The organism is Amnibacterium sp. CER49 (assembly GCF_029846255.1).
Classification (GTDB): domain Bacteria; phylum Actinomycetota; class Actinomycetes; order Actinomycetales; family Microbacteriaceae; genus Amnibacterium.
The window spans coordinates 1,157,735-1,181,036 of sequence record NZ_JARVWQ010000002.1; the positions used below are offsets into that span (position 1 = coordinate 1,157,735).

Annotated in this window: 25 protein-coding genes and 1 pseudogene; 12 read left to right on the forward strand and 14 right to left on the reverse strand. The window is 73.8% G+C overall.

What is annotated here, in order from left to right; genetic code table 11:
* Window positions 1-2: 2 nt before the first annotated feature.
* Window positions 3-1,073 carry a redox-regulated ATPase YchF gene (gene ychF / locus QDR37_RS15540; RefSeq protein ID WP_279714683.1) on the reverse strand — a complete coding sequence of 357 codons (1,071 nt, stop codon included), beginning with the start codon at window positions 1,071-1,073 and terminating at the stop codon, window positions 3-5.
* 71 nt (window positions 1,074-1,144) lie between these two features.
* Between ychF and QDR37_RS15545 the strand changes: the two genes are divergently transcribed.
* Window positions 1,145-1,747, forward strand: coding sequence for an exonuclease domain-containing protein (locus QDR37_RS15545; protein WP_279714684.1), 603 nt, complete (start codon window positions 1,145-1,147; stop codon window positions 1,745-1,747).
* Window positions 1,748-1,814: 67 nt separating this feature from the next.
* Window positions 1,815-3,071: a DNA recombination protein RmuC gene (gene rmuC, locus QDR37_RS15550; RefSeq protein ID WP_279714685.1), complete on the forward strand. Its 1,257-nt coding sequence runs from the start codon at window positions 1,815-1,817 to the stop codon at window positions 3,069-3,071.
* A gap of 96 nt (window positions 3,072-3,167) precedes the next feature.
* Here the strand turns inward: rmuC and glpX are convergent, their stop codons facing one another.
* A complete protein-coding gene (glpX, locus tag QDR37_RS15555) occupies window positions 3,168-4,148 on the reverse strand; it encodes a class II fructose-bisphosphatase (RefSeq protein ID WP_279714686.1) in 981 nt (326 codons plus the stop codon).
* Window positions 4,149-4,245: 97 nt separating this feature from the next.
* Here glpX and fbaA point away from each other — a divergent pair, with 97 nt between their 5' ends.
* Window positions 4,246-5,274: a class II fructose-bisphosphate aldolase gene (gene fbaA / locus QDR37_RS15560; RefSeq protein ID WP_279714687.1), complete on the forward strand. Its 1,029-nt coding sequence runs from the start codon at window positions 4,246-4,248 to the stop codon at window positions 5,272-5,274.
* A 15-nt stretch (window positions 5,275-5,289) separates the two neighbouring features.
* Here the strand turns inward: fbaA and QDR37_RS15565 are convergent.
* Both QDR37_RS15565 and QDR37_RS15570 read right to left on the reverse strand, forming a co-directional pair.
* A pseudogene (locus QDR37_RS15565) lies at window positions 5,290-5,718 on the reverse strand (DUF6264 family protein); the annotation flags it as partial.
* A complete protein-coding gene (locus QDR37_RS15570) occupies window positions 5,684-6,739 on the reverse strand; it encodes a 4-hydroxy-3-methylbut-2-enyl diphosphate reductase (protein ID WP_279714688.1) in 1,056 nt (351 codons plus the stop codon). The gene QDR37_RS15570 and the pseudogene QDR37_RS15565, both read right to left, overlap by 35 nt.
* A 25-nt stretch (window positions 6,740-6,764) precedes the next feature.
* On the opposite strand from QDR37_RS15570, the gene xseA reads away from it, so the two are divergent.
* The 5 genes from xseA (at window position 6,765) to QDR37_RS15595 (ending at window position 11,079) form a co-directional block, all read left to right on the forward strand.
* Complete coding sequence (xseA, locus tag QDR37_RS15575; RefSeq protein ID WP_347882113.1) at window positions 6,765-8,030, forward strand: exodeoxyribonuclease VII large subunit; 1,266 nt, start codon at window positions 6,765-6,767, stop codon at window positions 8,028-8,030.
* 67 nt (window positions 8,031-8,097) lie between these two features.
* Window positions 8,098-8,358, forward strand: a complete 261-nt coding sequence (locus QDR37_RS15580; RefSeq protein WP_279714894.1) for an exodeoxyribonuclease VII small subunit — start codon at window positions 8,098-8,100, stop codon at window positions 8,356-8,358.
* Entirely contained in the window at window positions 8,355-9,014 is a 660-nt protein-coding gene (locus QDR37_RS15585) for a DUF4245 domain-containing protein (RefSeq protein ID WP_279714690.1), read from the forward strand. Before QDR37_RS15580 ends, QDR37_RS15585 begins: the two co-directional genes overlap by 4 nt.
* Window positions 9,011-9,628, forward strand: coding sequence for a carbonic anhydrase (locus QDR37_RS15590; protein WP_279714691.1), 618 nt, complete (start codon window positions 9,011-9,013; stop codon window positions 9,626-9,628). The genes QDR37_RS15585 and QDR37_RS15590 overlap by 4 nt, the downstream gene beginning before the upstream one ends.
* Window positions 9,629-9,672: 44 nt before the next feature.
* Entirely contained in the window at window positions 9,673-11,079 is a 1,407-nt protein-coding gene (locus QDR37_RS15595) for a class II fumarate hydratase (RefSeq protein WP_279714692.1), read from the forward strand.
* A gap of 55 nt (window positions 11,080-11,134) precedes the next feature.
* Here the strand turns inward: QDR37_RS15595 and speB are convergent, their stop codons facing one another.
* The 3 genes from speB to QDR37_RS15610 are packed head-to-tail and all read right to left on the reverse strand — an operon-like array spanning window position 11,135 to window position 14,047.
* A complete protein-coding gene (gene speB, locus QDR37_RS15600; protein WP_279714693.1) occupies window positions 11,135-12,082 on the reverse strand; it encodes an agmatinase in 948 nt (315 codons plus the stop codon).
* On the reverse strand, window positions 12,079-12,495 hold the full coding sequence (locus QDR37_RS15605) for a nuclear transport factor 2 family protein (RefSeq protein ID WP_279714694.1): 417 nt from the start codon (window positions 12,493-12,495) through the stop codon (window positions 12,079-12,081). The genes speB and QDR37_RS15605 overlap by 4 nt, the downstream gene beginning before the upstream one ends.
* The gene (locus QDR37_RS15610; RefSeq protein WP_279714695.1) at window positions 12,488-14,047 is read right to left on the reverse strand and encodes a cytosine permease; all 1,560 of its coding nucleotides are present in this window, start codon (window positions 14,045-14,047) and stop codon (window positions 12,488-12,490) included. The genes QDR37_RS15605 and QDR37_RS15610 overlap by 8 nt, the downstream gene beginning before the upstream one ends.
* A gap of 74 nt (window positions 14,048-14,121) precedes the next feature.
* Here QDR37_RS15610 and QDR37_RS15615 point away from each other — a divergent pair, with 74 nt between their 5' ends.
* Entirely contained in the window at window positions 14,122-14,787 is a 666-nt protein-coding gene (locus tag QDR37_RS15615) for a cyclase family protein (protein WP_279714696.1), read from the forward strand.
* 15 nt (window positions 14,788-14,802) lie between these two features.
* Here the strand turns inward: QDR37_RS15615 and QDR37_RS15620 are convergent, their stop codons facing one another.
* The 5 genes from QDR37_RS15620 to QDR37_RS15640 form a co-directional block, all read right to left on the reverse strand.
* The gene (locus QDR37_RS15620; protein WP_279714895.1) at window positions 14,803-15,387 is read right to left on the reverse strand and encodes a cupin domain-containing protein; all 585 of its coding nucleotides are present in this window, start codon (window positions 15,385-15,387) and stop codon (window positions 14,803-14,805) included.
* Window positions 15,388-15,491: 104 nt separating this feature from the next.
* Window positions 15,492-16,847 carry a PhoH family protein gene (locus tag QDR37_RS15625; protein ID WP_279714697.1) on the reverse strand — a complete coding sequence of 452 codons (1,356 nt, stop codon included), beginning with the start codon at window positions 16,845-16,847 and terminating at the stop codon, window positions 15,492-15,494.
* 148 nt (window positions 16,848-16,995) lie between these two features.
* Window positions 16,996-17,871 carry an HAD family hydrolase gene (locus QDR37_RS15630; protein WP_279714698.1) on the reverse strand — a complete coding sequence of 292 codons (876 nt, stop codon included), beginning with the start codon at window positions 17,869-17,871 and terminating at the stop codon, window positions 16,996-16,998.
* Entirely contained in the window at window positions 17,868-18,989 is a 1,122-nt protein-coding gene (locus QDR37_RS15635) for an aminotransferase class V-fold PLP-dependent enzyme (RefSeq protein WP_279714699.1), read from the reverse strand. Before QDR37_RS15635 ends, QDR37_RS15630 begins: the two co-directional genes overlap by 4 nt.
* 36 nt (window positions 18,990-19,025) lie before the next feature.
* Complete coding sequence (locus QDR37_RS15640) at window positions 19,026-19,775, reverse strand: isoprenyl transferase (RefSeq protein ID WP_279714700.1); 750 nt, start codon at window positions 19,773-19,775, stop codon at window positions 19,026-19,028.
* A gap of 95 nt (window positions 19,776-19,870) precedes the next feature.
* Between QDR37_RS15640 and QDR37_RS15645 the strand changes: the two genes are divergently transcribed.
* Complete coding sequence (locus QDR37_RS15645; protein WP_347882114.1) at window positions 19,871-20,632, forward strand: hemolysin III family protein; 762 nt, start codon at window positions 19,871-19,873, stop codon at window positions 20,630-20,632.
* Window positions 20,633-20,651: 19 nt separating this feature from the next.
* Here the strand turns inward: QDR37_RS15645 and QDR37_RS15650 are convergent, their stop codons facing one another.
* On the reverse strand, window positions 20,652-20,864 hold the full coding sequence (locus tag QDR37_RS15650) for a hypothetical protein (protein WP_279714701.1): 213 nt from the start codon (window positions 20,862-20,864) through the stop codon (window positions 20,652-20,654).
* A gap of 74 nt (window positions 20,865-20,938) precedes the next feature.
* Between QDR37_RS15650 and QDR37_RS15655 the strand changes: the two genes are divergently transcribed.
* A complete protein-coding gene (locus QDR37_RS15655) occupies window positions 20,939-21,343 on the forward strand; it encodes a DUF4307 domain-containing protein (RefSeq protein WP_279714702.1) in 405 nt (134 codons plus the stop codon).
* A 122-nt stretch (window positions 21,344-21,465) separates the two neighbouring features.
* On the forward strand, window positions 21,466-21,954 hold the full coding sequence (greA, locus tag QDR37_RS15660) for a transcription elongation factor GreA (RefSeq protein ID WP_279714703.1): 489 nt from the start codon (window positions 21,466-21,468) through the stop codon (window positions 21,952-21,954).
* Window positions 21,955-22,093: 139 nt separating this feature from the next.
* Here greA and ilvA read toward each other — a convergent pair whose 3' ends face one another.
* Window positions 22,094-23,281 (reverse strand): threonine ammonia-lyase, encoded by a 1,188-nt coding sequence (ilvA, locus tag QDR37_RS15665; RefSeq protein WP_279714897.1) that lies wholly within the window; start codon window positions 23,279-23,281, stop codon window positions 22,094-22,096.
* Between the last annotated feature and the right edge of the window lie 21 nt (window positions 23,282-23,302).

Genomic DNA, 23,302 nt, shown 5'->3' on the forward strand with positions numbered 1-23,302 from the left:
GGTCAGCCGTGCCGCCACTCGACGACGTCGCCGTCCTGCATCACGTACTCCTTGCCCTCGATGCGGGCCCGGCCGCGGGCGCGGGCCTCGGCGACCGAGCCGGCCGCGACGAGGTCCTCGAAGCCGATGACCTCGGCCTTCACGAACTTCTTCTCGAAGTCGGAGTGGATGACGCCGGCCGCCTCCGGAGCGTGCGCGCCGCGGCGGATCGTCCACGCCCGGGACTCCTTCGGCCCCGCCGTGAGGTAGGTCTGCAGCCCGAGGGTGTCGAAGCCGACGCGGGCGAGCTGGTCGAGCCCGCTCTCGGTCTGGCCGGTCGACGCGAGCAGCTCGGCCGCGTCCTCCGGGTCGAGGTCGATGAGCTCGCTCTCGATCTTCGCGTCGAGGAACACGGCGGGCGCCGGCGCGACGAGTGCGGCCAGCTCGGCCCTGCGCGTCTCGTCCGTGAGCACCGCCTCGTCCACGTTGAAGACGAACAGCGCGGGCTTCGCGGTGAGCAGCCCGAGGTCCTTGATCGGCGTGAGGTCGATGCCGGCGGCCGTGAGGCGGGTGCCCGCGTTCAGGGCGGCCTGCGCCGCGCGGATCGTGTCGAGCACCTCCTGCGGCGTGCGCCGGCCGCGCACCTCCTTCTCCACCCGCTGCTCGGCGCGCTCGAGCGTCTGCAGGTCGGCGAGGATCAGCTCGGTGCCGATGGTCTCGAGGTCGCCCTTCGGGTCGACGGCGCCCGCGACGTGCACGACGTCGGGGTCGGCGAAGCCGCGGACCACCTCGGCGATCGCATCGGCCTCACGGATGTTCGCGAGGAACTGGTTGCCGAGTCCCTCCCCCTCGCTCGCACCCTTCACGATCCCGGCGATGTCGACGAACGAGACCGCGGCCGGCACGAGCCGCTCGGAGGCGAACAGCTCGCCGAGCACCTGGAGCCGCGGGTCCGGCAGGTCGACCACCCCCACGTTCGGCTCGATCGTCGCGAACGGGTAGTTCGCCGCGAGCACGGTGTTGCGGGTGAGCGCGTTGAAGAGGGTCGACTTGCCGACGTTCGGCAGGCCGACGATGCCGATGGTGAGTGCCACGGGCGTCAACCGTAGTTCGCGCGAGCGCGGCCGCCCGCGCGGTGTCGGAGGGCGCTGGCAGCATCCCGGCCGTGCCGTTGGACTTCGCCGCTGTCGACTTCGAGACCGCGGGGCCGTCCAGTGCATCCGCCTGCTCCGTCGGGGTGGTGACGGTCGAGGACGGCGTGGTCACGGACCGCGTCGGCTGGCTCATCCGGCCGCCCGCGGGGCACGACGTGTTCAGCGAGTGGAACATCCGCATCCACGGCATCACGCCCGACCGCGTCGTCGGCGCCGCCGAGTGGGCCTCGCAGCTCGACGACCTGCTGCTCGCGTTCGGCGACCTGCCCGTCGTCGCGCACAACGCCCGCTTCGACATGGGGGTGATCCGGGCGGCCTGCTTCGCCACGGGCACGCAGACGCCGGCGCTCGACTACTTCTGCAGCCTGCAGATCGCGCGCAGCACCTACTCGCTCGACTCCTACCGACTCCCGGTCGCCGCGATGGCGGCGGGCTTCGAGGACTTCCCCCACCACGACGCCCTCGCCGACGCCGAGGCGTGCGCGGCCATCGTCGTGCACGCCGCGCGCCGCCACGGGGCGTCGAGCGTGCACGAGCTGCTCGCTGCGGTCGGCTCGGCGCTCACCCGGCTGACGCCGCTCGACCGCGAGCCGCGGCCGGTCGTCTTCGCCTGATCGCACCGCTCGCCGCCGCGCGGCCGGAGCCGCGGCGCTGTCGGAGCCGGATGGGAGCGTCCTCCGCGTGACACCGCTCCTGCTGCTGCTCGCCCTCGTCGCCGGCGCCGGTGCGGGCGCACTCGCCGCGACCGCGCGCCTCGCGCGCACCCGCCAGGACCCACGGCTCGTGCAGGCGCGGCACGAGGCCGATCTGCTGCGCGTCCGCACCGACGAGGCGCAGCAGCGCGCCGGCCTCGAGGCCGAGATCGCCGCGCTCGAGGCGACGATCGGCGGCCTGCGGCACCAGCTCGCCGACACGAGCGAGCGGCAGCGCGAGCAGGCCGAGCGCGAGCGGCAGGAGGCGCGCGTGCTGCAGGCGCTCGCGCCGGTGCAGGAGACGCTACGCGGCATGCAGACGAAGGTGAGCGAGCTCGAGCAGCAGCGCGCCGCGCAGTACGGCGCGCTCGAGCAGCAGCTCACGGCGGCCCGCACCTCGACCGAGCAGGTGCGCGCCACCGCCGAGTCGCTCGCCGCGGCGCTGAAGAGCAACTCGGTGCGCGGCGCGTGGGGCGAGGCCCAGCTGCGGCGCCTCGTCGAGGCCGCGGGCCTCACGAACCGGGTCGACTTCGACCTGCAGGTCTCGACCCGCAGCGACGACGGCGTCCGGCGTCCCGACCTCGTCGTGCGCCTGCCCGAGGGCAAGTGCATCGCGGTCGACGCGAAGGTGCCGCTCGCCGCATTCCTCGAGGCCAGCGAGATCCCCGCGGGTGCCCCGGGCGCCGAGGGCGCACGCCGTGAGGCGCTGCTGCAGGAGCACGTGAAGGCGGTGCGGGCGCACATCGACGCGCTCGCGGCGAAGGGCTACTGGACCGACTTCACGAGCCCCGAGTTCGTCGTCGCGTTCCTGCCGAGCGAGTCGCTGCTCTCGTCGGCGCTCGCCGCCGACCCGTCGCTGCTCGACTACGCCTTCGGCAAGCGCGTCGCGCTCGCCTCGCCGGTCAACCTCTGGGCCGTGCTGCGCACCGTCGCGTTCACCTGGACGCAGCAGGCCCTGACCGAGGACGCGCAGCGGCTCTTCACGCTGTCCCGCACGCTCTACGACCGCATCGGCGTGCTCGCCGGCAAGGCGGAGAAGCTGCGCGGCGCGCTCGAGCGGTCCGTCGGCGCCTACAACGAGTTCGTCGGCACGCTCGAGACGCGGGTGCTCGTCACCGCGCGGCAGATCGGCCGGATGGACCAGACCGCCGTGCTGCCCGAGCCGTCGCCGATCGACACGGTGCCGCGCCCGCTCACGGCGCCCGAGCTGGTCGAGGAGCGCCCGCGCCTCAGCGCCGTCGACTAGCCCGTCGGACGGATTCCGGGCGGGTTCCGACGAAGCGGGCGCGAGACGACGCCCGGATGTCGGAAGTCGCCCGGTCCTCGTGCGTGAGACCGTCCGTCAGAACCAGCGCGAGGCGAGGTGCTCCGACTGGATGCGGCGCAGCGTGCCCGACTTCGAGCGCAGCACGACCGACTCGGTGCGGATGATCGGCCCCTTGCGCCGCACGCCCTCGACGAGGCCGCCGTCGGTGACGCCGGTGGCGACGAACATCGTGTTGTCGGAGGCGACGAGGCCGCCGGCGTCGTAGACGCGCTCGAGGTCGAGCCCGGCGGCGCGGCCCTTCTCGGCCTCCGCTTCGTCCTTCGGCGCGAGCCGCGCCTCGATGAAGCCGCCGAGCGCCTTGATCGCGCACGCCGTCACGACCGCCTCCGGGCTGCCGCCGATGCCGGCGCACATGTCGATGCGGGTCTCGTAGCGCGCCGCGTTGATGCCGCCGGCGACGTCGCCGTCGAGCAGCATGCGGGTGCCCGCACCGGCGCTGCGGATCTCGTCGATGAGGCCCTCGTGCCGCGGCCGGTCGAGCACCGCGACGATGATCTCGCCGACGTCCTTGCCCTTCGCCCTCGCGAGCTCGCGGATGTTGTCACCGACCGACTGCTCGAGGGAGCAGACCCCGATGCCGTGATGATCGGTGACGAGCTTGTCCATGTAGAAGACGCTCGAGGCGTCGAGCATCGTGCCGCGGTCCGAGACCGCGATCATCGACAGCGCGTTCTGCCGGCCCTGCGCCGTCATGCTGGTGCCGTCGATCGGGTCGACCGCCACGTCGGTGTGCGGGCCGCTGCCGTCGCCGACGTGCTCGCCGTTGAAGAGCATGGGGGCGCGGTCCTTCTCCCCCTCGCCGATCACGACGACGCCGTCGAAGTGCACCGTGCGCAGGAACGCGCGCATCGCGTCGACCGCGGCGCCGTCGGCGGCGAGCTTGTCGCCCTTGCCGATGAACGGCACCGCCCGGATCGCCGCCGCCTCGGTCGCGCGGACCAGCTCGAGCGCGAGGTTGCGGTCCGGCTCGTTCAGCAGGGTGGTGTCGGTCGCCATGTGCGCCTCCCGGGGCTCGATGCGTGCTGAACGCTACCCGGGACCGGTCCGGACGCGCTCAGTACACTCCTCGAAGGCCGACCCGAAGGAGCGCCCCATGCCCGTTGCGACCCCCGAGCAGTACGCCGAGATGCTCGACCGGGCGAAGTCGGGCGGCTTCGCCTACCCGGCCGTCAACGTCTCGTCGTCGCAGACGATCAACGCCGTGCTGCAGGGCTTCACCGAGGCGGGCTCCGACGGCATCATCCAGGTCACGACCGGCGGCGCCGACTACTTCGCGGGGCACACGGTGAAGAACCGCGCGGCCGGCGCGCTCGCGATGGCGCGCTTCACCACCGAGGTGGCGAAGAACTACCCCGTCACCGTCGCCCTGCACACCGACCACTGCCCCAAGCCCGCGCTCGAGGACTTCGTGCTGCCGCTGCTCGCCGCGTCCGAGGAGGAGGTGAAGGCGGGTCGCCCGCCGATCTTCCAGTCGCACATGTGGGACGGCTCGGCGGTGCCCCTCGACGAGAACATCGCGATCGCGAAGGACCTGCTCCCCCGGCTGAAGGCGATCTCCGCGATCCTCGAGGTCGAGATCGGCGTCGTCGGCGGCGAGGAGGACGGCGTCAAGCACGAGGGCACGAACGAGGCGCTCTACACGACCCTCGGCGACGTCGAGAAGGTCGTCGATGCGCTCGGGCTCGGCGAGAACGGCCGCTACATCGCCGCGCTGACGTTCGGGAACGTGCACGGCGTCTACAAGCCGGGCAACGTGAAGCTGCGCCCCGAGCTGCTCGGCGAGATCCAGTCGGGCCTCGCCGAGAAGTACGGCCACGGCCCGAAGCCGCTCGAGCTCGTCTTCCACGGCGGGTCCGGCTCGACGTCCGAGGAGATCGCCGAGGCGGTGGGCAACGGCGTCGTGAAGATGAACATCGACACCGACACCCAGTACGCCTTCACGCGCTCGATCGCCGGGACGATGTTCACGAACTACGACGGCGTGCTCAAGGTCGACGGCGAGGTCGGCAACAAGAAGATCTACGACCCCAGGGCCTGGGGCAAGATCGCCGAGACCGCCATGGCGAAGCGCGTGGTCGAGGCCGCGCAGCAGCTCGGCTCCGCCGGCAGGTCGCAGTCGTAGCGGCTGCGCCGTCGGTCACCCGCCCCGGGCAGCGGCCCCGATCGCCGGGTCGCCGAGCACCGCGACGGTCACGAACGCGATCGTGAGCACGAGGTTCGCGCCGGCGGCTGCCAGCGGGATCCAGAACGCGGTCCGGTGCTGCCGGATGCGCGGCACGGAGAAGCCGATCGCCGCCACGAGGAGCGCCGTCGACTCGACGGCGATCGCCCAGCCCATCGCGGTGGCGAGCCCGTCGTTCGTGTAGTGGCCGCGGCCCAGCTGGACGAGGGCGGCGTCGAGGGTCGCGGCCAGGGTCCGAGCCGTCGCCACCGTCTGGGTGACGCGGAGCACGCCGGCGATGAGCAGGGCGACGGTGACCGGGGCGTCCCAGGCCGGCGTGCGCCGGGCGCCGCCCGCCGGGGCGGTCACGTCAGGCGGACCGGCCGCCGAGCGCCCGCGGGTCGCGGGCGCCGGTGGCGTCGCGCCGCAGCTCGCGCGGCAGCGAGAAGACGAGGTCCTCCTCGGCGGTGCGCACCTCGTCGACCGTGCCGTAGCCCGCCTCGGCGAGCCGCTCGAGCAGGCCCTGCACGAGCCGCTCGGGCACGCTCGCCCCGCTCGTCACCCCGACCGTCGTGACGCCCTCGAGCCACGCGGGGTCGAGCTCGCCGGCGTCGTCGACCCGGTGCGCGGCGGTCGCGCCGTGCTCGAGCGCGACCTCGACGAGCCGCACCGAGTTCGACGAGTTCGCGCTGCCGACCACCACGACGAGGTCGGCGTCGCGGGCGATCTTCTTCACCGCGACCTGCCGGTTCTGCGTGGCGTAGCAGATGTCGTCCGACGGCGGGTCGGCGAGGTGCGGGAAGCGCGCGCGCAGCCGGCGGACCGTCTCCATGGTCTCGTCGACCGACAGCGTGGTCTGCGACAACCAGACGAGCTTCTCCGGGTCGCGCACCTCGACGGTGTCGGCCTCGTCGGGCGACCCGACGAGCGTGATGCGCTCGGGCGCCTCGCCGCTCGTGCCCTCGACCTCCTCGTGGCCGCGGTGGCCGATGAGGAGGATCTCGTAGTCGTCGCGGGCGAAGCGCACGGCCTCGCGGTGCACCTTCGTGACGAGCGGACAGGTCGCGTCGATGGCCCGGAGCCCGCGCTCGGCGGCGTCGCGCACGACCGAGGGGGCGACGCCGTGCGCGCTGAAGACGACGTGCGAGCCCTCGGGCACCTCGTCGACCTCGTCGACGAAGACGGCCCCCTGCTGCTCGAGCCGGCGCACCACGTGCACGTTGTGCACGATCTGCTTGCGCACGTACACGGGCGAGCCGTAGCGCTCGAGCGCCTTCTCGACGGCGATCACCGCGCGGTCGACGCCGGCGCAGTACCCGCGCGGGGCGGCCAGCAGCACCCGCTTCGATCCGATGACGGACCCGTCGGCTACCGTGGGGCGCTCGCGGGGGGCCGCGGGCGCTTCGAGCTCGACCGGCGTTCCCATGCGGGCGATTCTAGGAGCAGCGGATATGGCGGACGGCGTGGGGACCGCGGATCAGCCGTGGCCCGTCGGGGTGCTCGGCGAGAAGCTGCGGGGCTGGATCGACCGGCTCGGGCAGGTGTGGGTCGAGGGCGAGATCACCCAGTGGGGACCGCGCGGGCAGAACGTCTACGGCAAGCTCAAGGACCTCGAGCGCGACGTGACGATCTCGTTCCAGGTCTGGTCGTCCGTGCGCGCGAAGCTCCCCGCCGACCTGAAGCAGGGCGACCGCGTGATCGCCCTCGTGAAGCCCGACTACTGGCTCAAGGGCGGCACGCTCAGCATGCAGGTGTTCGCGATGCGGCACGTCGGGCTCGGCGACCTGCTCGAGCGGCTCGAGCAGCTCCGGCGCACGCTCGCCGCCGAGGGCCTCTTCGACCCGGCTCGCAAGAAGCGGCTGCCGTTCCTGCCGACCCGCATCGGCCTCATCACGGGCAAGGACTCGGACGCCGAGAAGGACGTGCTGAAGAACGCCCGGCTGCGCTGGCCGGGCGTCGTGTTCGAGGTGCGCCACACCGCCGTCCAGGGCGACCGCACGGTCCACGAGGTCGTGAAGGCCCTCGCCGAGCTCGACGCGCACCCCGAGGTCGACGTCATCGTGATCGCCCGCGGCGGCGGCGACTTCCAGAACCTGCTCGCGTTCAGCGACGAGCGCCTCGTCCGCGCGGCCGCGGCCGCGTCGACGCCGATCGTGAGCGCGATCGGGCACGAGGCCGATCGGCCGCTGCTCGACGAGGTCGCCGACCTGCGCGCCTCCACCCCCACGGACGCGGCGAAGCGCGTCGTGCCGGACGTCACCGAGGAGCTCGACCGCGTGGGGCAGTGCCGTGCGCGCATGTTCTCGCGGGTCGCGCACACGGTCGGCCACGAGGTGGACCGCATCGCCGCGCTGCGCGCCCGTCGCGTGCTCAGCGACGGGGCCTGGATCGTGACGAGCCGTGAGGACGAGCTGACCCGCTACGTCGCCCGTGGCGCCGAGCTCGTCGAGCGCTGCCTCGGCGACGCGGGCGCCCGGCTCGCCGAGGCGCGCGGGCACCTGCGCGCGCTGTCGCCGCTGCGCACGCTCGAGCGCGGGTACGCCATCGTGCTCGGCGACGGCGGCGCCGCCCTGCGCAGCACCGCCGACGCCCCCGCCGGCACCGCGCTCACCGTCCGCGTGACGGACGGCGCCATCGCGGCCACGAGCGACGGACCCGTCGGCACCCGCGGTCGCCGGGAGGAGGCCGCGCCCGAGGTCGTCGGAGCCCGCTCGTAGAATTCGGCGCATGAGCGACACGGCCCACCCGACCGCAACCGGCGCCGCCACGCTGCGAGGCGGCGCCATGCCCGCCGACCCCGGGCACGACGACATCGAGGGCCTGACCACTGCTGCGCTCTTCGACGACATCGAGACGATGTCGTACGAGCAGGCGCGCGACGAGCTCGTCGCCGTCGTCGACCGGCTCGAGCGCGGCGGCAGCACGCTCGAGGAGTCGCTCGCGCTCTGGGAGCGCGGCGAGGCGCTCGCCGCCCGGTGCGAGCGCTGGCTCGTCGGCGCCCGCGCGCGCCTCGACCAGGCGCGCGGGCCCGCCGCCGAGGCGTGAGCGACGCGGGGCCCCGCGTCGACACGGCGCCGGGGCGGCCCGAGACGCCGGACGAGCGGGATCGGCGTCAGGCCGAGGCGCGCCGGCTGCGGCGCGCTCGCCAGAACGTGCGCAACCTCGCGGCGTCGCTCGCGGTCTGCATCGGCATCGTCGTCGCCGTCGTCCTGCTCGTGCCCCGCGGCACCGCGCCGGCCACGGCCGCGGTCGACTACCGCTCCCTCGCCGCGCAGTCCGAGGACACCGCGGGGCAGCCGCTGCTCGCCCCCGTCGTGCCCGCGTCCTGGCGGGCCAACGCCGCCGAGCTGCGGCAGACCGACGGCGTGACGTCGTGGTACGTCGGCTTCGTCACCGACGAGCAGCAGTACCTCGCCTACAGCGAGGGCATCGGCGGCAACCGCACGTGGCTGAACGACACGCTCGCCTCCGCCCCTGCCGGCGGCACGACGCAGGTGGGCGGCCTCACGTGGCGCGTCTACGACCAGCGCGACCTCGGCCAGGGCGCGGGCAACGTCGCGTACGCGCTCGCGACCCGCATCGGCACCACCTATCTCGCCGTCTACGGCACCGCCTCGGCCGCGCAGGCGCGCTCGTTCGCGTCCAGCCTCGCGGCCGAGGCGACGAAGCGGCACCTCCCCGGGAAGGACGCACCCGCATGAGCACCATGAGCCCCGAGCAGGCCTGGCGCGAGCTGGCCGACGGCAACGAGCGGTTCCTGTCGGGGGCCGCGCTGCATCCCCGCCAGGACGCCGAGCGGCGCCACGAGCTGGCGACGGTGCAGGTGCCGAAGGCCACGTTCTTCGGCTGCAGCGACTCCCGCCTCGCGGCCGAGATCATCTTCGACCAGGGCATCGGCGACCTGTTCGTGGTCCGCAACGCCGGGCAGGTGGTGTCCGACGCCGCGGTCGCGTCGCTCGAGTACGCGGTCGCCGTGCTCGGCGTCCCGCTCGTCGTGGTGCTCGCCCACGACCGCTGCGGCGCGGTGCAGGCCGCCATCGACAACGCGGCACCCGACGGCTCGGCGCTGCCGCCGCGCATCGCGCAGCATGTGGCACCCATCCGCCCGGCGGTCGAGTCCGTGCTGAGCCGCACCGGCGGGGCCGATCCCGACGCCGTCGGGCGTGAGCACCTGCAGCGCACCGTCACCGATCTCGTGGCGTTCTCCGAGCTGCTCTCCGCCGCGGTGGCCGACGGTAGCCTGGCGATCGTCGGTGCGCAGTACCGATTGACCGAGGGCCGCGTCGAGCGGATCGCCGCGATCGGCCTGGTCTGACCGCGCCGCTCCTCGGATCCGCACGAGGCGAAGGAGTCCGCAGCATGGCGCGTCCCGGTGGCACCGGCGAGTACCGCATCGAGCACGACACGATGGGCGAGGTGCGCGTGCCCGCCGACGCCCTCTACGCCGCGCAGACGCAGCGGGCGGTCGAGAACTTCCCCGTGTCGGGCGCCGGGCTCGAGGCGGCGCAGGTCGTCGCGCTGGCGCGCATCAAGCGCGCGGCCGCGATCGTCAACGGCGAGCTCGGGGTGCTGCAGCAGGACGTGGTCGACGCCGTCGTCGGCGCGGCGGACGAGGTCATCGGCGGGCAGCACCTCGACCAGTTCCCGGTCGACGTGTACCAGACCGGCAGCGGCACCTCCTCGAACATGAACATGAACGAGGTGCTCGCCGCGCTCGCGACGCAGCGCCTCGGGCGCCCCGTGCACCCGAACGACGCGGTGAACGCGTCGCAGTCGTCGAACGACGTCTTCCCGACCTCGGTGCACGTCGCCGCGACCGAGGCGGTGCTCACGGACCTCGTCCCCGCCCTCGAGCACCTCGCGGCCGCGCTCGAGCGCAAGGCGCAGGAGTGGGCGACGACCGTCAAGGCGGGCCGCACGCACCTCATGGACGCGACGCCCGTGACGCTCGGGCAGGAGTTCGGCGGGTACGCCCGGCAGATCCGCCTCGGCGTCGAGCGGGTCCGCGGCGCGGTCCCGCGGCTCGCCGAGGTGCCGCTCGGCGGCACCGCCACCGGTACGGGGATCAACACCCCGAAGGGCTTCTCCGAGCGCGTCATCGCCGTGCTCGCCGAGACGACCGGCCTGCCGATCACGGAGGCCGCCGACCACTTCGAGGCGCAGGGCGCGCGCGACGGCCTGGTCGAGGCGTCCGGCGCGCTGCGCGTGCTCGCCGTGAGCCTCACGAAGATCTGCAACGACCTGCGCTGGATGGGCTCCGGCCCGAACGCGGGCCTCGGCGAGCTGCACATCCCCGACCTGCAGCCCGGCTCGTCGATCATGCCCGGCAAGGTGAACCCCGTGATCCCGGAGGCGACCCTCATGGTCGCGGCGCGGGTCATCGGCAACGACGCGACCATCGCCTGGGCCGGCGCCTCCGGCATCTTCGAGCTGAACGTCGCGATCCCGGTCATGGGCACGGCTCTGCTCGAGTCGGTGCGGCTGCTCGCGAACGTGTCGCGCCTGCTCGCCGACAAGGTCGTCGACGGGCTCACCGCGAACGTCGAGCGGGCCCGCGCCCTCGCCGAGTCGTCGCCCTCGATCGTCACGCCGCTGAACCGCGTCATCGGCTACGAGGCGGCCGCCAAGGTCGCGAAGCACGCGGTCGCGCAGGGGCTCACGATCCGCCAGGCGGTGGTCGATCTCGGCTTCGTCGAGCGGGGCGAGGTCAGCGAGGAGCAGCTCGACCGCGCCCTCGACGTGCTCTCGATGACGCACCCGGGCTGAGCCGAGGCCTGAGGGGCCGGCTGCGCCGAGAGCGGCGTGGCCGGCCCCTCAGCCGTCAGCCCGCGGTGCTCCTCGCCATCGCCGAGAGGATCTCGTAGGCGACGTGCGAGGCGGCGACCGCCGTCACCTGCGCGTGGTCGTACGCCGGGGCCACCTCGACGACGTCGGCGCCGACGAGCGGCACCTCGGCGAGCGCGCGCAGCAGGCGGAGCAGCTCGCGGCTCGTGAGTCCGCCCGCCTCGGGCGTGCCGGTGCCGGGGGCGTGGGCCGGGTCGAGCACGTCGATGTCGACCGACACGTACACCGGGCCGTCGCCGAGCCGGCGGAGCATCCGGGCCAGGGCCGTGGCGACCCCCTCCTCCTCGACGTCGACGCTCGAGATCACGGCGAAGCCGAGCCGCTCGTCGTCGCGGAGGTCCTGCCGGTCGTAGAGCGGCCCGCGGATCCCGACGTGCAGGCTGCGCCGCTGGTCGATCAGCCCCTCCTCCGAGGCGCGACGGAACGGCGTGCCGTGCGTCACGGGCGCGCCGAAGTAGGTGTCCCAGGTGTCGAGGTGGGCGTCGAAGTGCACGACGGCGACCGGCCCGTGCCGCTTCGCGACGGACCGGAGCAGCGGCAGCGCGATCGTGTGGTCGCCGCCGATCGTGAGCAGCCTCGTCCCACCCTCGGTGAGCGCGGTGGCGGCCCGCTCGACGTCCGCGACGGCCTCCGTGATGTCGAAGGGGTTCACCGCGATGTCACCGGCATCGGCGACCTGCTGCACGGCGAACGGCGAGACGTCCTGCGCCGGGTTGTAGGGGCGCAGCAGCCGCGACGCCTCGCGCACGTGCGCCGGCCCGAACCGGGCGCCCGGACGGTAGCTCACCCCGCTGTCGAAGGGCACGCCGACGACCGCGACGTCGGCGTGGCCGACGTCCTCGAGGCGCGGCAGCCGCGCGAAGGTCGCGATGCCCGCGAAGCGCGGCGACCGGCTCGCGTCCGCGGGTCCGATCGGCTCCGTCATGAGTCCCCCTCCGGGTCCGGTCGCGGCGACAGGTGCTCGTGCACCGCGACGAAGCGTCCGTCCCGTCGTTCGAAGACGATGGTCTCCCGCTCGTGCACGGTCTCGCGCACGCCGCCGAGCTCGACGTCGGTGTCGACGTCGTGCACGAACACCGCGGCGTCGCCGAGCATCAGGACCTCGGCGGCGCTGCTCGTGCAGCCGTGCACGCGGAAGCCGTCCTCCCGCTCCCAGCGCGCCCAGAGCCGCTCGTAGGCGGCGCGGTCGGGCAGGCGCTCCGGCGACGTGTGGAAGACGAACGACGCCTCCGGCGCGAAGCAGGCGAAGTAGGCGTGCGTGTCGTGCGCGGCGAACGCCTCGACGAGCGCGGCCGCGGCGTCGCGCACCTCGGCCTCGGCGCCCTGCGGCTCAGCCAACGGTCTTCGCCCGCCGGGCGGCCGCGCGAGCGGCGGCGGAGGAGTGGTCCTGCACGATCGGGGTCGGCGTCCCGTGCCGGCTCGGCACGAGACGCGGCCCCTCGGGCCCGAAGCAGTACTCGGGCTCCGGGAAGAGCCAGAGCGCAGCGAGGTAGACGACCGCCGCGGTGACGATGCCGGAGAGCAGACTGAGGTCGATGCCGCCCGCGAGGTCGCGGAACGGGCCCGTGACGATCGGCGGGTAGTTCGAGAACAGCAGGCCGACGATCGCGGCGACGATCCAGGCACCGAGGCCGCGCCAGTTCACGCCCCTGGTGAACCAGTACCGGCCCCCGGTCTCACCACGGTTGAACACCTGCAGGTCGCGCTCGTCGTACCAGCCGCGGTGCGTGAAGTAGGCGATCGCGAGGATGATCATCCACGGGGTGGTGGTCACGACGATCGCGCCGACGAAGGCGTTCACGGCGCCGAGGAGGTCGAACACGAGGCGGCCGATGAGGATGAAGGCGAACGCCAGGACACCGATGCCGATCGTGGCCTGCACGCGGGTGAAGTGCGGGAACACCGACGAGAAGTCGAGGCCCGTGCCGTAGAGCGACGTGGTGCCGGTCGAGAGGCCGCCGATGAACGCGACGACGATGAGCACGATCGCGTACCAGAGCGGCGAGGCCTGCACGAGGCCGACCACGTAGTCGACCTTGCCCGAGACGAGCGTCGCGGTCGCGACGCCGAACAGGAACGGGATGAGCGAGGCGCCCTGCCCGAGCAGGGTCGCTCCGACCAGCCTGCCGGTGGGGGTGCCCTTCGGGATGTAGCGCGCCCAGTCGCCGAGGAAGGCGCCGAACGAGATCGGGTTGCTCATGACGATGAGCGCCGCGAGGATGAACGTCGGCCAGAAGCCGCCGAGCGCGTAGTGCGACGGCCCCGGGTCGTACCCCGCGTCGAACGTGCCGGCGAAGGCGACGATCGCGAGCAGGAACAGCACCGTGTTCGCGATCACGGCGACCTTGTTCACGAAGAGCATGAACTGGTAGCCGTAGACGACGACCACGATGACGACCGCGCCGATCAGGGCGTAGAGCACCGAGCGCAGCAGCGGCGAGTCGGGCACGCCGGCGAGGCGGTTCAGGGCTCCCACGATCGCGTCGCCGCTCACCCAGACCGAGATCGAGTAGAACGCGATCGCGGTGAGCAGCGAGAGGAACGAGCCGACCACGCGGCCGCGCACCCCGACGTGCGCGCCGGACGAGACCGCGTTGTTCGTGCCGGTCCGCGGGCCGAACAGGCCCATCGGCGCGAGGATCAGCGCACCGACGACCACACCGAGCACGGTCGCGAGCACCGCCTGCCAGAACGACAGGCCGAGCGCGATCGGGAACGTACCGAGCAGGACGGTGGCGAACGTGTTCGCGCCGCCGAACTGGATGCGGAACAGGTCGAGCGGTCCGGAGGTGCGCTCGGCGGCGGGGATCGTGTCGACGCCGTGCTGCTCCACGTCGGTGATGCGCGGCGGCGGCGCTTGCAGGGGGACGGCGGGAGCCTCGTTGCTCATGTGGGCCTCTCTCATGCTGGACGGTCGGCAGGGAGCGTAGCGGGAAGGTGACCAGCAGGCGATACTTTTCCTCCGTGAGGATACTTCGCGTCGTCGATCTCTCGATCCCCGTCGATGCAGCGGTGCAGACCTACCCGGGCGATCCGGCCCTCGAGTTCCTGCCGCACAGCACCGTGGAGCGCGACGGCTTCAACCTGCTCGCAGTGCACATGGGCACGCAGACCGGCACGCACGTCGATGCCCCCTTCCACTTCGAGGACGACGCCCCGACCATCGAGCAGGTGCCGCTCTCGACCTTCCTCGGGCCGGCCGTCGTCGCCGACGTGCAGGACGTCGGTGCGCGCGCCCCGATCACGACGATGCACCTCGCGGACGTCCTCCCCCGCGTCGGGCCGGGCTCGATCGTGCTGCTGCACACGGGCTGGGACCGCCACCGCGGCACCGACGCCTACTTCGACCACCCCTACCTCGACGACGCCGCGTGCGCGGCGCTGCTCGACGCCGGCGTGCGGGCGATCGGCATCGACGCGATCAACCTCGACGAGACGCCCGACGACGACCATCCGGGCGTCGGCTTCCCCGTGCACCACCGCATCGCCCGGGCCGGCGGGGTCATCTGCGAGAACCTCACGAACCTCGGAAGCATCGACTTCGACGATGCGATCGTGTCGCTACTGCCGCTCGCCTTCCAGGGCACCGACGGCGCCCCCGTGCGCGCCGTCGCCTTCCAGGTGGGGTGAGCCGGCGCCTGCCGGTCAGCCCGAGCCGCTCCACGCGGCGGGCGCGAGCACCCAGACGAGCTCGGTGCGGCCCTCGGCGACGTTCGTCCAGCTGTGCGGGTCGCGGCCCGCGAAGGTGAGCGAGTCGCCCGCCGTGAGCGCCACCTCCTCGGTGGCGAAGCGCAGCCGCACCGCCCCCGAGAGCACGTGGACGACCTCGGCCTCGCTGCTCATCGTGTAGAGGTCGGGGCCGCCGGAGGCGCCCGGCTCGAGCGTCGAGCGGATCACCTGCACACGCGGCTCGGAGCGGGCGCTGACGAGCCGCTCCACGACCCCGACGCCGCCGAGGTTGATGCGCGGCGCGTCGGCGAGCCGGACCACGGCGCGCTCGGGCGCCTCGAAGAGCCGGCCGACCGGCAGCGAGAGCACCTCGCAGAGCATGATCAGCGTGACGACGCTCGGCGAGGTCTCGTCACGCTCGACGCGGCTGATGAAGCCCTTCGTGAGCCCGGTCGCCTCGGCGACGTGCGCGATCGTCATGCCCTGGGCGTGCCGCGTGGCCCGGAGCTTCGCGCCGATGGCGAGTCGCTGCTGGGACGGCTCGGGCAGGACGGATGGGATGAGGGGCTCCAGGTTCGACGGCTCCGTGAGGGCGCACGGCCCCTCATCCTCGGCAGAAGCGCCGCCCGGTCGCAACCACGCGAACGGGCGGCGCCGCTGCTCTGCTAGAGCTCGTTCGACTCGAGCAGGTCGGTGACGAGCGCCGCGATGGCGCTGCGCTCCGACCGGGTGAGGGTGACGTGACCGAACAGCGGGTGCCCCTTCAACGTCTCGATGACGCTCGCGACGCCGTCGTAGCGGCCGACGCGGAGGTTGTCGCGCTGCGCGACGTCGTGCGTGAGCACCACCCGCGAGTTCTGGCCGATGCGGGAGAGCACCGTGAGCAGCACGTTGCGTTCGAGCGACTGCGCCTCGTCGACGATGACGAACGCGTCGTGCAGGCTGCGACCGCGGATGTGGGTGAGCGGCAGCACCTCGAGCACGCCGCGCTCGACCACCTCGTCGACGACGTTCGGCGAGACGACCGCGCCGAGGGTGTCGAACACCGCCTGGCCCCAGGGGCTCATCTTCTCGCCCGCGTCGCCGGGCAGGTACCCGAGATCCTGGCCGCCGACCGCGTAGAGGGGGCGGAAGACGAGGATGCGGCGGTGCTGCTGCCGCTCGAGCACGGCCTCGAGCCCGGCGCAGAGGGCGAGGGCGCTCTTGCCGGTGCCGGCGCGGCCGCCGAGCGAGACGATGCCGACCTCCGGGTCGAGCAGCAGGTCGATCGCGAGGCGCTGCTCGGCGCTGCGGCCGTGCAGCCCGAACACGTCGCGGTCGCCGCGGACGAGCCCCAGCTCGCCGCCGTGGCCGACCCGCGCCAGGGCGGAGCCGCGTTCGGAGGTGAGCACGACGCCCGTGTTCACGGGCAGGCCCTCGGCCTCGGGCGTGCGCAGCCGGTGCTCGTCGTAGAGGCGCGCCATGGCGTCGGCGCCGACCGCGACCTCGGCGACGCCCGTGTAGCCGGTGTCGACGGCGAGCTCGGCGCGGTACTCCTCGGCGTGCAGGCCGATCGACGACGCCTTGACGCGCATCGGCAGGTCCTTCGACACGACCGTGACGTCGAGCCCGTCGTTCGCGAGGTTCTGCGCCACCGCGAGGATGCGGGCGTCGTTGCCGCCGAGCTGCAGGCCGTTCGGCAGCACGCTCATGTTCGAGTGGTTCAGCTCGACGCGGAGCGACCCGCCGTCGCCGACCGGGACGGGGAAGTCGAGCCGTTCGTGCTGCACCCGCAGCTCGTCGAGGTTGCGGAGCGCCTGACGTGCGAAGTAGCCGATCTCGGGGTCGTTGCGCTTGCTCTCGAGCTCGGAGACCACGACGACCGGCAGCACGACCGCGTGCTCCGCGAAGCGGAACGGCGCCTTGGGGTCGGACAGCAGCACGGACGTGTCGAGCACGAAGGTGCGCTGGGCGGTGCGGGCCGGCGACGGCGCGGCCTGGGCGGGCGCGCCCTCGGTTCTGGTGGGGACTGCCTCGGGCACTTGGCCTCCTCGCCGCGCGGCACCGCCGCGGCTGCTTGAGGATGCGAGCCGGGCACGGGGCCCGGGCTCGGATCCGTACTGGTGCGGCACACGGTACGGCAGCCCTCGGACACGCGACGGAGCCGCGCCGCGCCTGTGGAGAGCGGCCTCAGCGGCCGTCCGCCTCGGGATCGCGCGCGCCCTCGGCCGCCTCTGCGACGAGGTAGGCGGCGACGCCGTCCTCGACGTTCGGCGGGATCACGTCGGTGGCCGCCTCGAGCACCGCGGCGTCGGCGTTCGCGACGGCGTGGGCCTCGTCGGCCTCCTCGAAGAGCGGCATGTCGTTCGGGCCGTCGCCGAAGGCCTCGACGCGGTCGAAGCCGGCCTCGCGCGCGACGCGCAGCACGGCCTCGGCCTTCGTCGCGGCCGCCGCGGTCACGTCGAGCACGGAGCGGTCGGGATCCGTCGCGCTCGGCTGGAACGCGAGCGCGCAGTCCTCCCCCGCCGGCGCCCCCTCGAGGGCGGCGACGAGCCGCTCGAGGGCGGCCGCGGGCCCGACGACGCTCACGAAGAAGGCGACCGAGGTGTCGACCTCGTCCCACCGCTCGACGGGCAGCAGCCGCGGGTCGCCGCGGCGCGCCTCGAGCCAGCGGGCGAGGCCCGACGGCTCGCCGCCCGGCACCCAGCTCATGCGCTCGCGGCCGTCCTGCAGCCAGAACACGACCGGCACGAGGCCGAGAGGCACTGCCTCCTCGAGCAGCGCGGGCACGGTCGCCGGCGCGAACAGCACCTGCCAGCGCCGCTCGCCCGTGTCCGGGTCGACGGCGAACGCACCGCTGTAGACGACCATCGGCAGCCGGATCGGCAGCTCGGCGATCGCGCGGCGCGCGGTGGCGTACGACCGTGCAGTCGCGACCGTGAAGGCGACGTCGCCGCGCTCGAGCAGGGCGCCGATGGTCGTGAGGGAGCGCTCGCTGATGCGGCCGTCGTCACCGAGCAGCGTGCCGTCGAGGTCGCTCACGTAGAGCGTGCGCGGGTCGCTCACCGCACCGCCCTCGTCGCCGCTTCGGCCTCGCGGAGCGCGGTGCGCAGCAGCAGGAGGGTCTCGTCGGTCGTGCCGGCGTGCGGGGCGACGCGCACCCGCCCCTGCCGCACGGTGACCGACACACCGGCGTTCAGCAGCGCGGCCGTGAGGGCCGTGAGCCGGTCCGGCCGCGGATCCACCACCACGATGCCGGCCCGGTCGGCCTCCGCGCGCGGTGAGACGACGTCGAGGCCGGCCTCGTCGGCGAGCTCGAGCACCCGGGCGACCCGCTCGGCGACGCGCGCCGCGATCACGGCCGGACCGGCCGCGGCGAGCTCGTCGAGCGCGGCGGCGAGCCGGGCCGCCGCGACGGGGTCGGGGAAGCCGATCTGCATGCCGGCGGCACCCGGCGCGGGCGGCGGCACCGCGTCCCAGACGAGGTCGGGCAAGCCGCCCACGTTCGACAGCACGGGCGTCAGCCGGTTCGCCGCGCGGTCGCTGAGCGCGAGGAAGCCCGAGCCGTGCCCGGCGCGGAGCCACTTCTGCCCGCCGCACGCGAGCACATCGGCCTCGGTCCACGGCAGCTCGACCGCACCCACCGCCTGCACCGCGTCGACGATCAGGAGGCGGTCGCCGATGACCTGCCGGATGCCCTCGAGATCGACGACGAAGCCGGTGCGGGCGTCGACGGCGTTCACCGCGACGGCCGTCGTCGTGCTCGTCAGCCGGTCGCGGACGGCGCCGGGCGTGACCCGGCCGTCGTCGGTGTCGAGCCAGATCGGCGCGGTGGCCTGTAGCGCCTCGGAGGCGCGGACCGCCGCCACCGGCAGGCTCGGGAACTCGGACGGGGCGACGAGTACACCGCCGGCGACCCCGAAGACGGCCTGCACGAGCCCCTGCGAGGTGTTCGGGCTGAACACGACCTGGTCGCGCCGGAAGCCGGTGACGGCCTCCACGGCCGCGCCGAGCCGGTCGACCGCGCCGTGCACCCGCTCGAGCGCGCCGGGCCGGGCCCGGCTGAGCGCCTCCTCCTGGGCGGCCGCCTCGGCCCGCACCGCGCGCGACGGCGGCCCGTAGGCCGCGAAGTCGAGGTAGCCGGGCTCCTCGCCGAAGCCGGCGAGGTAGTCCTGCAGCTCCACGTGGCCGACGGTAGCCACGGCTCCTGACACGCGGTCTCAGCCGCCGTAGCGGCGCTGGCGCTGCCCGTAGGCGCGCAGCGCGCGCAGGAAGTCGACCTCGCGAAGATCGGGCCCGAGCGCCTCGACGAAGTAGAACTCGCTGTGCGCGCTCTGCCAGAGCATGAAGTCCGACAGCCGCTGCTCCCCGGACGTGCGGATCACGAGGTCGGGATCGGGCTGGCCGCCCGTGTAGAGGTGCTGCTCGATGAGCGCCGGCGTGAGGCGGTCGGCGAGCTCGTCGAGCGTCCCGCCCTCGGCGGCGTGGGCGGCGACGATGCTCCGCATCGCGTCGGCGATCTCGGTGCGGCCGCCGTAGCCGACCGCGAGGTTGATGTGCAGCCCGCTCCGCGACGCGCTCGCCCGCTCGGCCTCGGTGAGCGCCGACTCGAGCGCCGGCGGCAGACCGGTCGCGGTGCCGACGTGCTGCACCTTCCACCGCCTGGCGAGGCTCGTCGCGAGGTCGCCGATGATGCGGAAGAGCGCCTCGAGCTCCTCGTCGGGCCGGCCCGTGAGGTTGTCGGTCGACAGCAGGTACAGCGTGATGACGGGGATGCCGAGGTCGTCGACCCAGCCGGCGAACTCGAGGATCTTGTCGGCACCCGCCCGGTGCCCGTGCGCCGCGGACTCGAGGCCGGCGAGACGGGCCCACCGCCGGTTGCCGTCGAGGATCATCGCGACGTGGTGCGGCAGCGGCGCCGACGCGAGCTGCCGGCGGAGCCGCCGCTGGTAGAGGCGGTAGGCGGGCATCCGTATCCGCTGCCCGCCGATCCGCATACGAGCACGCTAGTCCGCCCCGTCCCGCGACGAGCCGGGAGCGGGCCGCCGCCGGTACCCTCGACGCGATGGCGGGGACGGACGAGGAGCTGCACCGCGGGGGCCCGGTGGCCGCGCGGCCGCTCGGCGAGTCGCCGCGCACGGACCTGCCGCACCTGCCGCTCGTCGAGGAGTCGGGCAACGCTGCCCACGCCGAGCCGCGGCCGACGTGGCGGGGCTGGCTGCACCTCGGCACGACACCAGTCGCGCTCGTGCTCGGCATCGTGCTCGTCGCGCTCGCGGACGGCGCCGAGGCGAAGATCGCGAGCGCGGTCTTCGCGGTCACGTCGCTGCTGCTGTTCGGCAACTCGGCGCTCTACCACCGCGTCGACTGGTCACCGAAGGTGAAGCGGGCGCTGAAGCGCGTCGACCACGCGAACATCTTCCTGCTCATCGCCGGCACCTACACGCCGATGTCGCTGCTCGCGCTGCCGGGGGCGCCGGGGGTCGTGCTGCTCGCCGTGGTGTGGGGCGTCGCGCTCGTCGGCATCGGGTTCCGCGTCTTCTGGATCGGCGCGCCCCGCTGGCTCTACGTGCCGATCTACATCGGGCTCGGCTGGGCGGCCGTCATGGACTTCGGTCCGCTGTTCGCGAACGCGGCGCCGATGATGGTGCTGTTCCTCGTCGGCGGCGTGCTCTACACCCTCGGCGCGGTCGCGTACGCCGTGAAGCGGCCGAACCCGTTCCCGGGCCGCTTCGGCTTCCACGAGGTGTTCCACGCCTGCACGGTGCTCGCGTTCGCCTGCCACTGGGCGGCGACGCTGCTCATCGCGCTGCACCCGGTGCGCTGAGCCGGCGGCACCGGGGCGGTCAGCCCTGGTCGCGCTGCCGCTCCTCCTCGGCGATGCGCGCCTCGGCCTCGCCGCGGTAGCGGGCGCGGCGGATGCGACGGTTCATGTCGACGATGAGCAGCACGGTCGCGGCGGCGATGACGGCCATGGCGAGGAACCCGACGACGCCGGGCGTGACGACGTCGGCGTTGAACGACGGCGACGGCGACGGGGTGGGGGCGGCGAGCAGCATGCGGCGCGCCTCCTGCCCTCGAGAACGCCCGTACCATCGGGCAGCGCCGACTCTAGCCGAGCGGGAGGAGGGTCATGACGGGTTCCGCCGTGCGCCTCGACGACCGGTACGGCCGGGCACCGCGGCAGCGCCGGCGCGCGCTGCTGCCCGCCACGATCGTGGTCGGCGTGCTGCTCGTCGCGGCCGCCGCCTGGGCGGTCTGGACGGGCGTGGGCGGTGCGGGCGCCTCCACCGCGCTCTCGACCACCGGCTACACGATCCAGGGCGACCGCTCCGTGACGATCGGCTGGGTCGTCACGGGCGACGCCTCGCACGCCCTCGTCTGCGCCATCGAGGCCCAGGACGACAGCGGCTCGGTCCTCGGCCTCAAGGAGGTCGAGGTGCCAGTCACGGGCCGCGAGGACCGGTCCGGGACGACCACCGTGCTCGTGACGCGGAAGCCCACGACCGGCTTGATCGAGTCCTGCAGGCGCGCCTAACATCGCTTACCCGCTGCGCGGGTGCACCCGCGGGCCGCTTCGAGTGGAGTCCACCACCGGCCCGCCGTCCGCCCTCAGCGGGAGGCCGACCGTCGGCCCTTCCCGATACCGGAGAGATCGTCATGTCACAGGAAAGCGCCGTCACCTGGCTCACCCAGGAGGCCTTCGACCGCCTCTCGGCCGAGCTCGAGGAGCTGTCGGGCCCCGGCCGCACCGAGATCGCGAAGCGCATCGAGCAGGCCCGCGAGGAGGGCGACCTCCGCGAGAACGGCGGCTACCACGCGGCCAAGGAGGAGCAGGGCAAGATCGAGGCCCGCATCCGCCAGCTCACCCAGCTGCTGCGCACCGCCGAGGTGGGCGCCGCGCAGCCGAGCGACGGCCACGTCGCGCCGGGCACGGTCGTGACGGCGAGCATCGCGGGCAACGAGACCCGCTTCCTGCTCGGCAACCGCGAGATCGCGGGCGACTCCGATCTCGACGTCTACAGCGAGCAGAGCCCGCTCGGCCACGCCATCAACGGCGCGGCCGTCGGCGACACCGTCACCTACCAGGCCCCGAACGGCCGCGCCATCGAGGTGCGCATCGAGAAGGTCGAGCCCTACGAGGCCTGACGCCCGCGCCGGCACGCCCTTCGGCCCGGGGCGCCGATGACCGCGTGTAGGTACTTCGCCCTGGTGTAGGTACCGCGGTCGCGTGTCGCACCTACGCGAGAGCGGATCACCTACACGCGGTATTCGGCCGGGCGCGGGCTCAGACCACCTGCGGGGCGTAGCCCGCCTCGCGGAGGCGCTCGAGCACGCGGTCGCGGTGCTCCGCGCCGCGCGTCTCGACGCTGATGTCGATCAGCACCTCGCTGATCTGGAGGCCCGTGCCGCGGCGCGTGTGCAGCACCTCGACGACGTTCGCGTTCGCCTCGGCGATGAGCGCGGAGATGAGGGCGAGCTGGCCCGGCCGGTCCGGCAGCCCGATGCGCAGCGTGAGGTAGCGGTCGGAGGCCACGAGGCCGCGGCTGATCACCCGCTCCATCATGAGCGGGTCGATGTTGCCGCCCGAGAGCAGCACCACCGTGGGCCCGACGGCCTCGAAGCGGTGCGCGAGCAGGGCCGCGACGCCCACGGCGCCCGCCGGCTCGACGACGAGCTTCGCCCGCTCGAGCAGCACGAGCAAGGCGCTCGCCGTCTCGTCGTCGGTGACGGTGACGACCTCGTCGACGAGCTCCGAGATCACGCCGAGCGTGAGCCGGCCGGGCGTCGCGACGGCGATGCCGTCGGCGATCGTGGGCGCCGGCGTGATGGTGACGGGCTCGCGCGCGGCGATCGACGCCGGGAACGGCGCGACGCCCGCCGCCTGCACGCCGACGACGCGCACCGGGTGGTCCGCCGCCTGCCTGATCGCCGCCGCGATGCCGGCGAGCAGCCCGCCGCCGCCCGTCGGCACGACGACGGTGCCGACGTCCGGCACCGCGGCGAGGATCTCGAGGCCGAGCGTGCCCTGGCCCGCCATCACGTCGACGTGGTCGAAGGGCGGCACGAGCACCGCGCCGGTGCGCTCCGCGAACTCGGCCGCGGCTCGCAGCGACTCGTCGACCGTGTGCCCGACGAGCTCGACCCGCGCCCCGTAGCCGCGGGTGGCCTGCAGCTTCGGCAGCGCGACGCCGATCGGCGTGAAGATCGTCGCCGCGATGCCGAGCTCCCGCGCCGCGAGCGCGACGCCCTGCGCGTGGTTGCCGGCGGATGCGGCGACGACGCCGCGCGCCCGCTCCTCGGGGCTGAGCCGCGACAGCCGGTAGGCGGCGCCGCGGATCTTGAACGAGCCGGTGCGCTGCAGGTTCTCGCACTTCAGGTGCACGGGGACGCCTGCGACCTCGGAGAGGTACCGCGACGACTCCATGGGTGTCGGCTCGGCGATCCCGGCGAGCACCGCCGCGGCGTCGCGGATGCGCTCGATCGACGGCGCGGG

Coding starts and splice junctions, on each gene's coding strand:
- glpX (WP_279714686.1), bottom strand. CDS start 4,148: ATGGCGACCGACACCACCCTGCTGAACGAGCCGGACCGCAACCTCGCG.
- fbaA (WP_279714687.1), top strand. CDS start 4,246: ATGCCCGTTGCGACCCCCGAGCAGTACGCCGAGATGCTCGACCGGGCG.
- QDR37_RS15570 (WP_279714688.1), bottom strand. CDS start 6,739: ATGGGAACGCCGGTCGAGCTCGAAGCGCCCGCGGCCCCCCGCGAGCGC.
- xseA (WP_347882113.1), top strand. CDS start 6,765: ATGGCGGACGGCGTGGGGACCGCGGATCAGCCGTGGCCCGTCGGGGTG.
- QDR37_RS15580 (WP_279714894.1), top strand. CDS start 8,098: ATGCCCGCCGACCCCGGGCACGACGACATCGAGGGCCTGACCACTGCT.
- QDR37_RS15590 (WP_279714691.1), top strand. CDS start 9,011: ATGAGCACCATGAGCCCCGAGCAGGCCTGGCGCGAGCTGGCCGACGGC.
- QDR37_RS15595 (WP_279714692.1), top strand. CDS start 9,673: ATGGCGCGTCCCGGTGGCACCGGCGAGTACCGCATCGAGCACGACACG.
- speB (WP_279714693.1), bottom strand. CDS start 12,082: ATGACGGAGCCGATCGGACCCGCGGACGCGAGCCGGTCGCCGCGCTTC.
- QDR37_RS15610 (WP_279714695.1), bottom strand. CDS start 14,047: ATGAGCAACGAGGCTCCCGCCGTCCCCCTGCAAGCGCCGCCGCCGCGC.
- QDR37_RS15640 (WP_279714700.1), bottom strand. CDS start 19,775: ATGCCCGCCTACCGCCTCTACCAGCGGCGGCTCCGCCGGCAGCTCGCG.
- QDR37_RS15645 (WP_347882114.1), top strand. CDS start 19,871: ATGGCGGGGACGGACGAGGAGCTGCACCGCGGGGGCCCGGTGGCCGCG.
- QDR37_RS15650 (WP_279714701.1), bottom strand. CDS start 20,864: ATGCTGCTCGCCGCCCCCACCCCGTCGCCGTCGCCGTCGTTCAACGCC.
- QDR37_RS15655 (WP_279714702.1), top strand. CDS start 20,939: ATGACGGGTTCCGCCGTGCGCCTCGACGACCGGTACGGCCGGGCACCG.
- greA (WP_279714703.1), top strand. CDS start 21,466: ATGTCACAGGAAAGCGCCGTCACCTGGCTCACCCAGGAGGCCTTCGAC.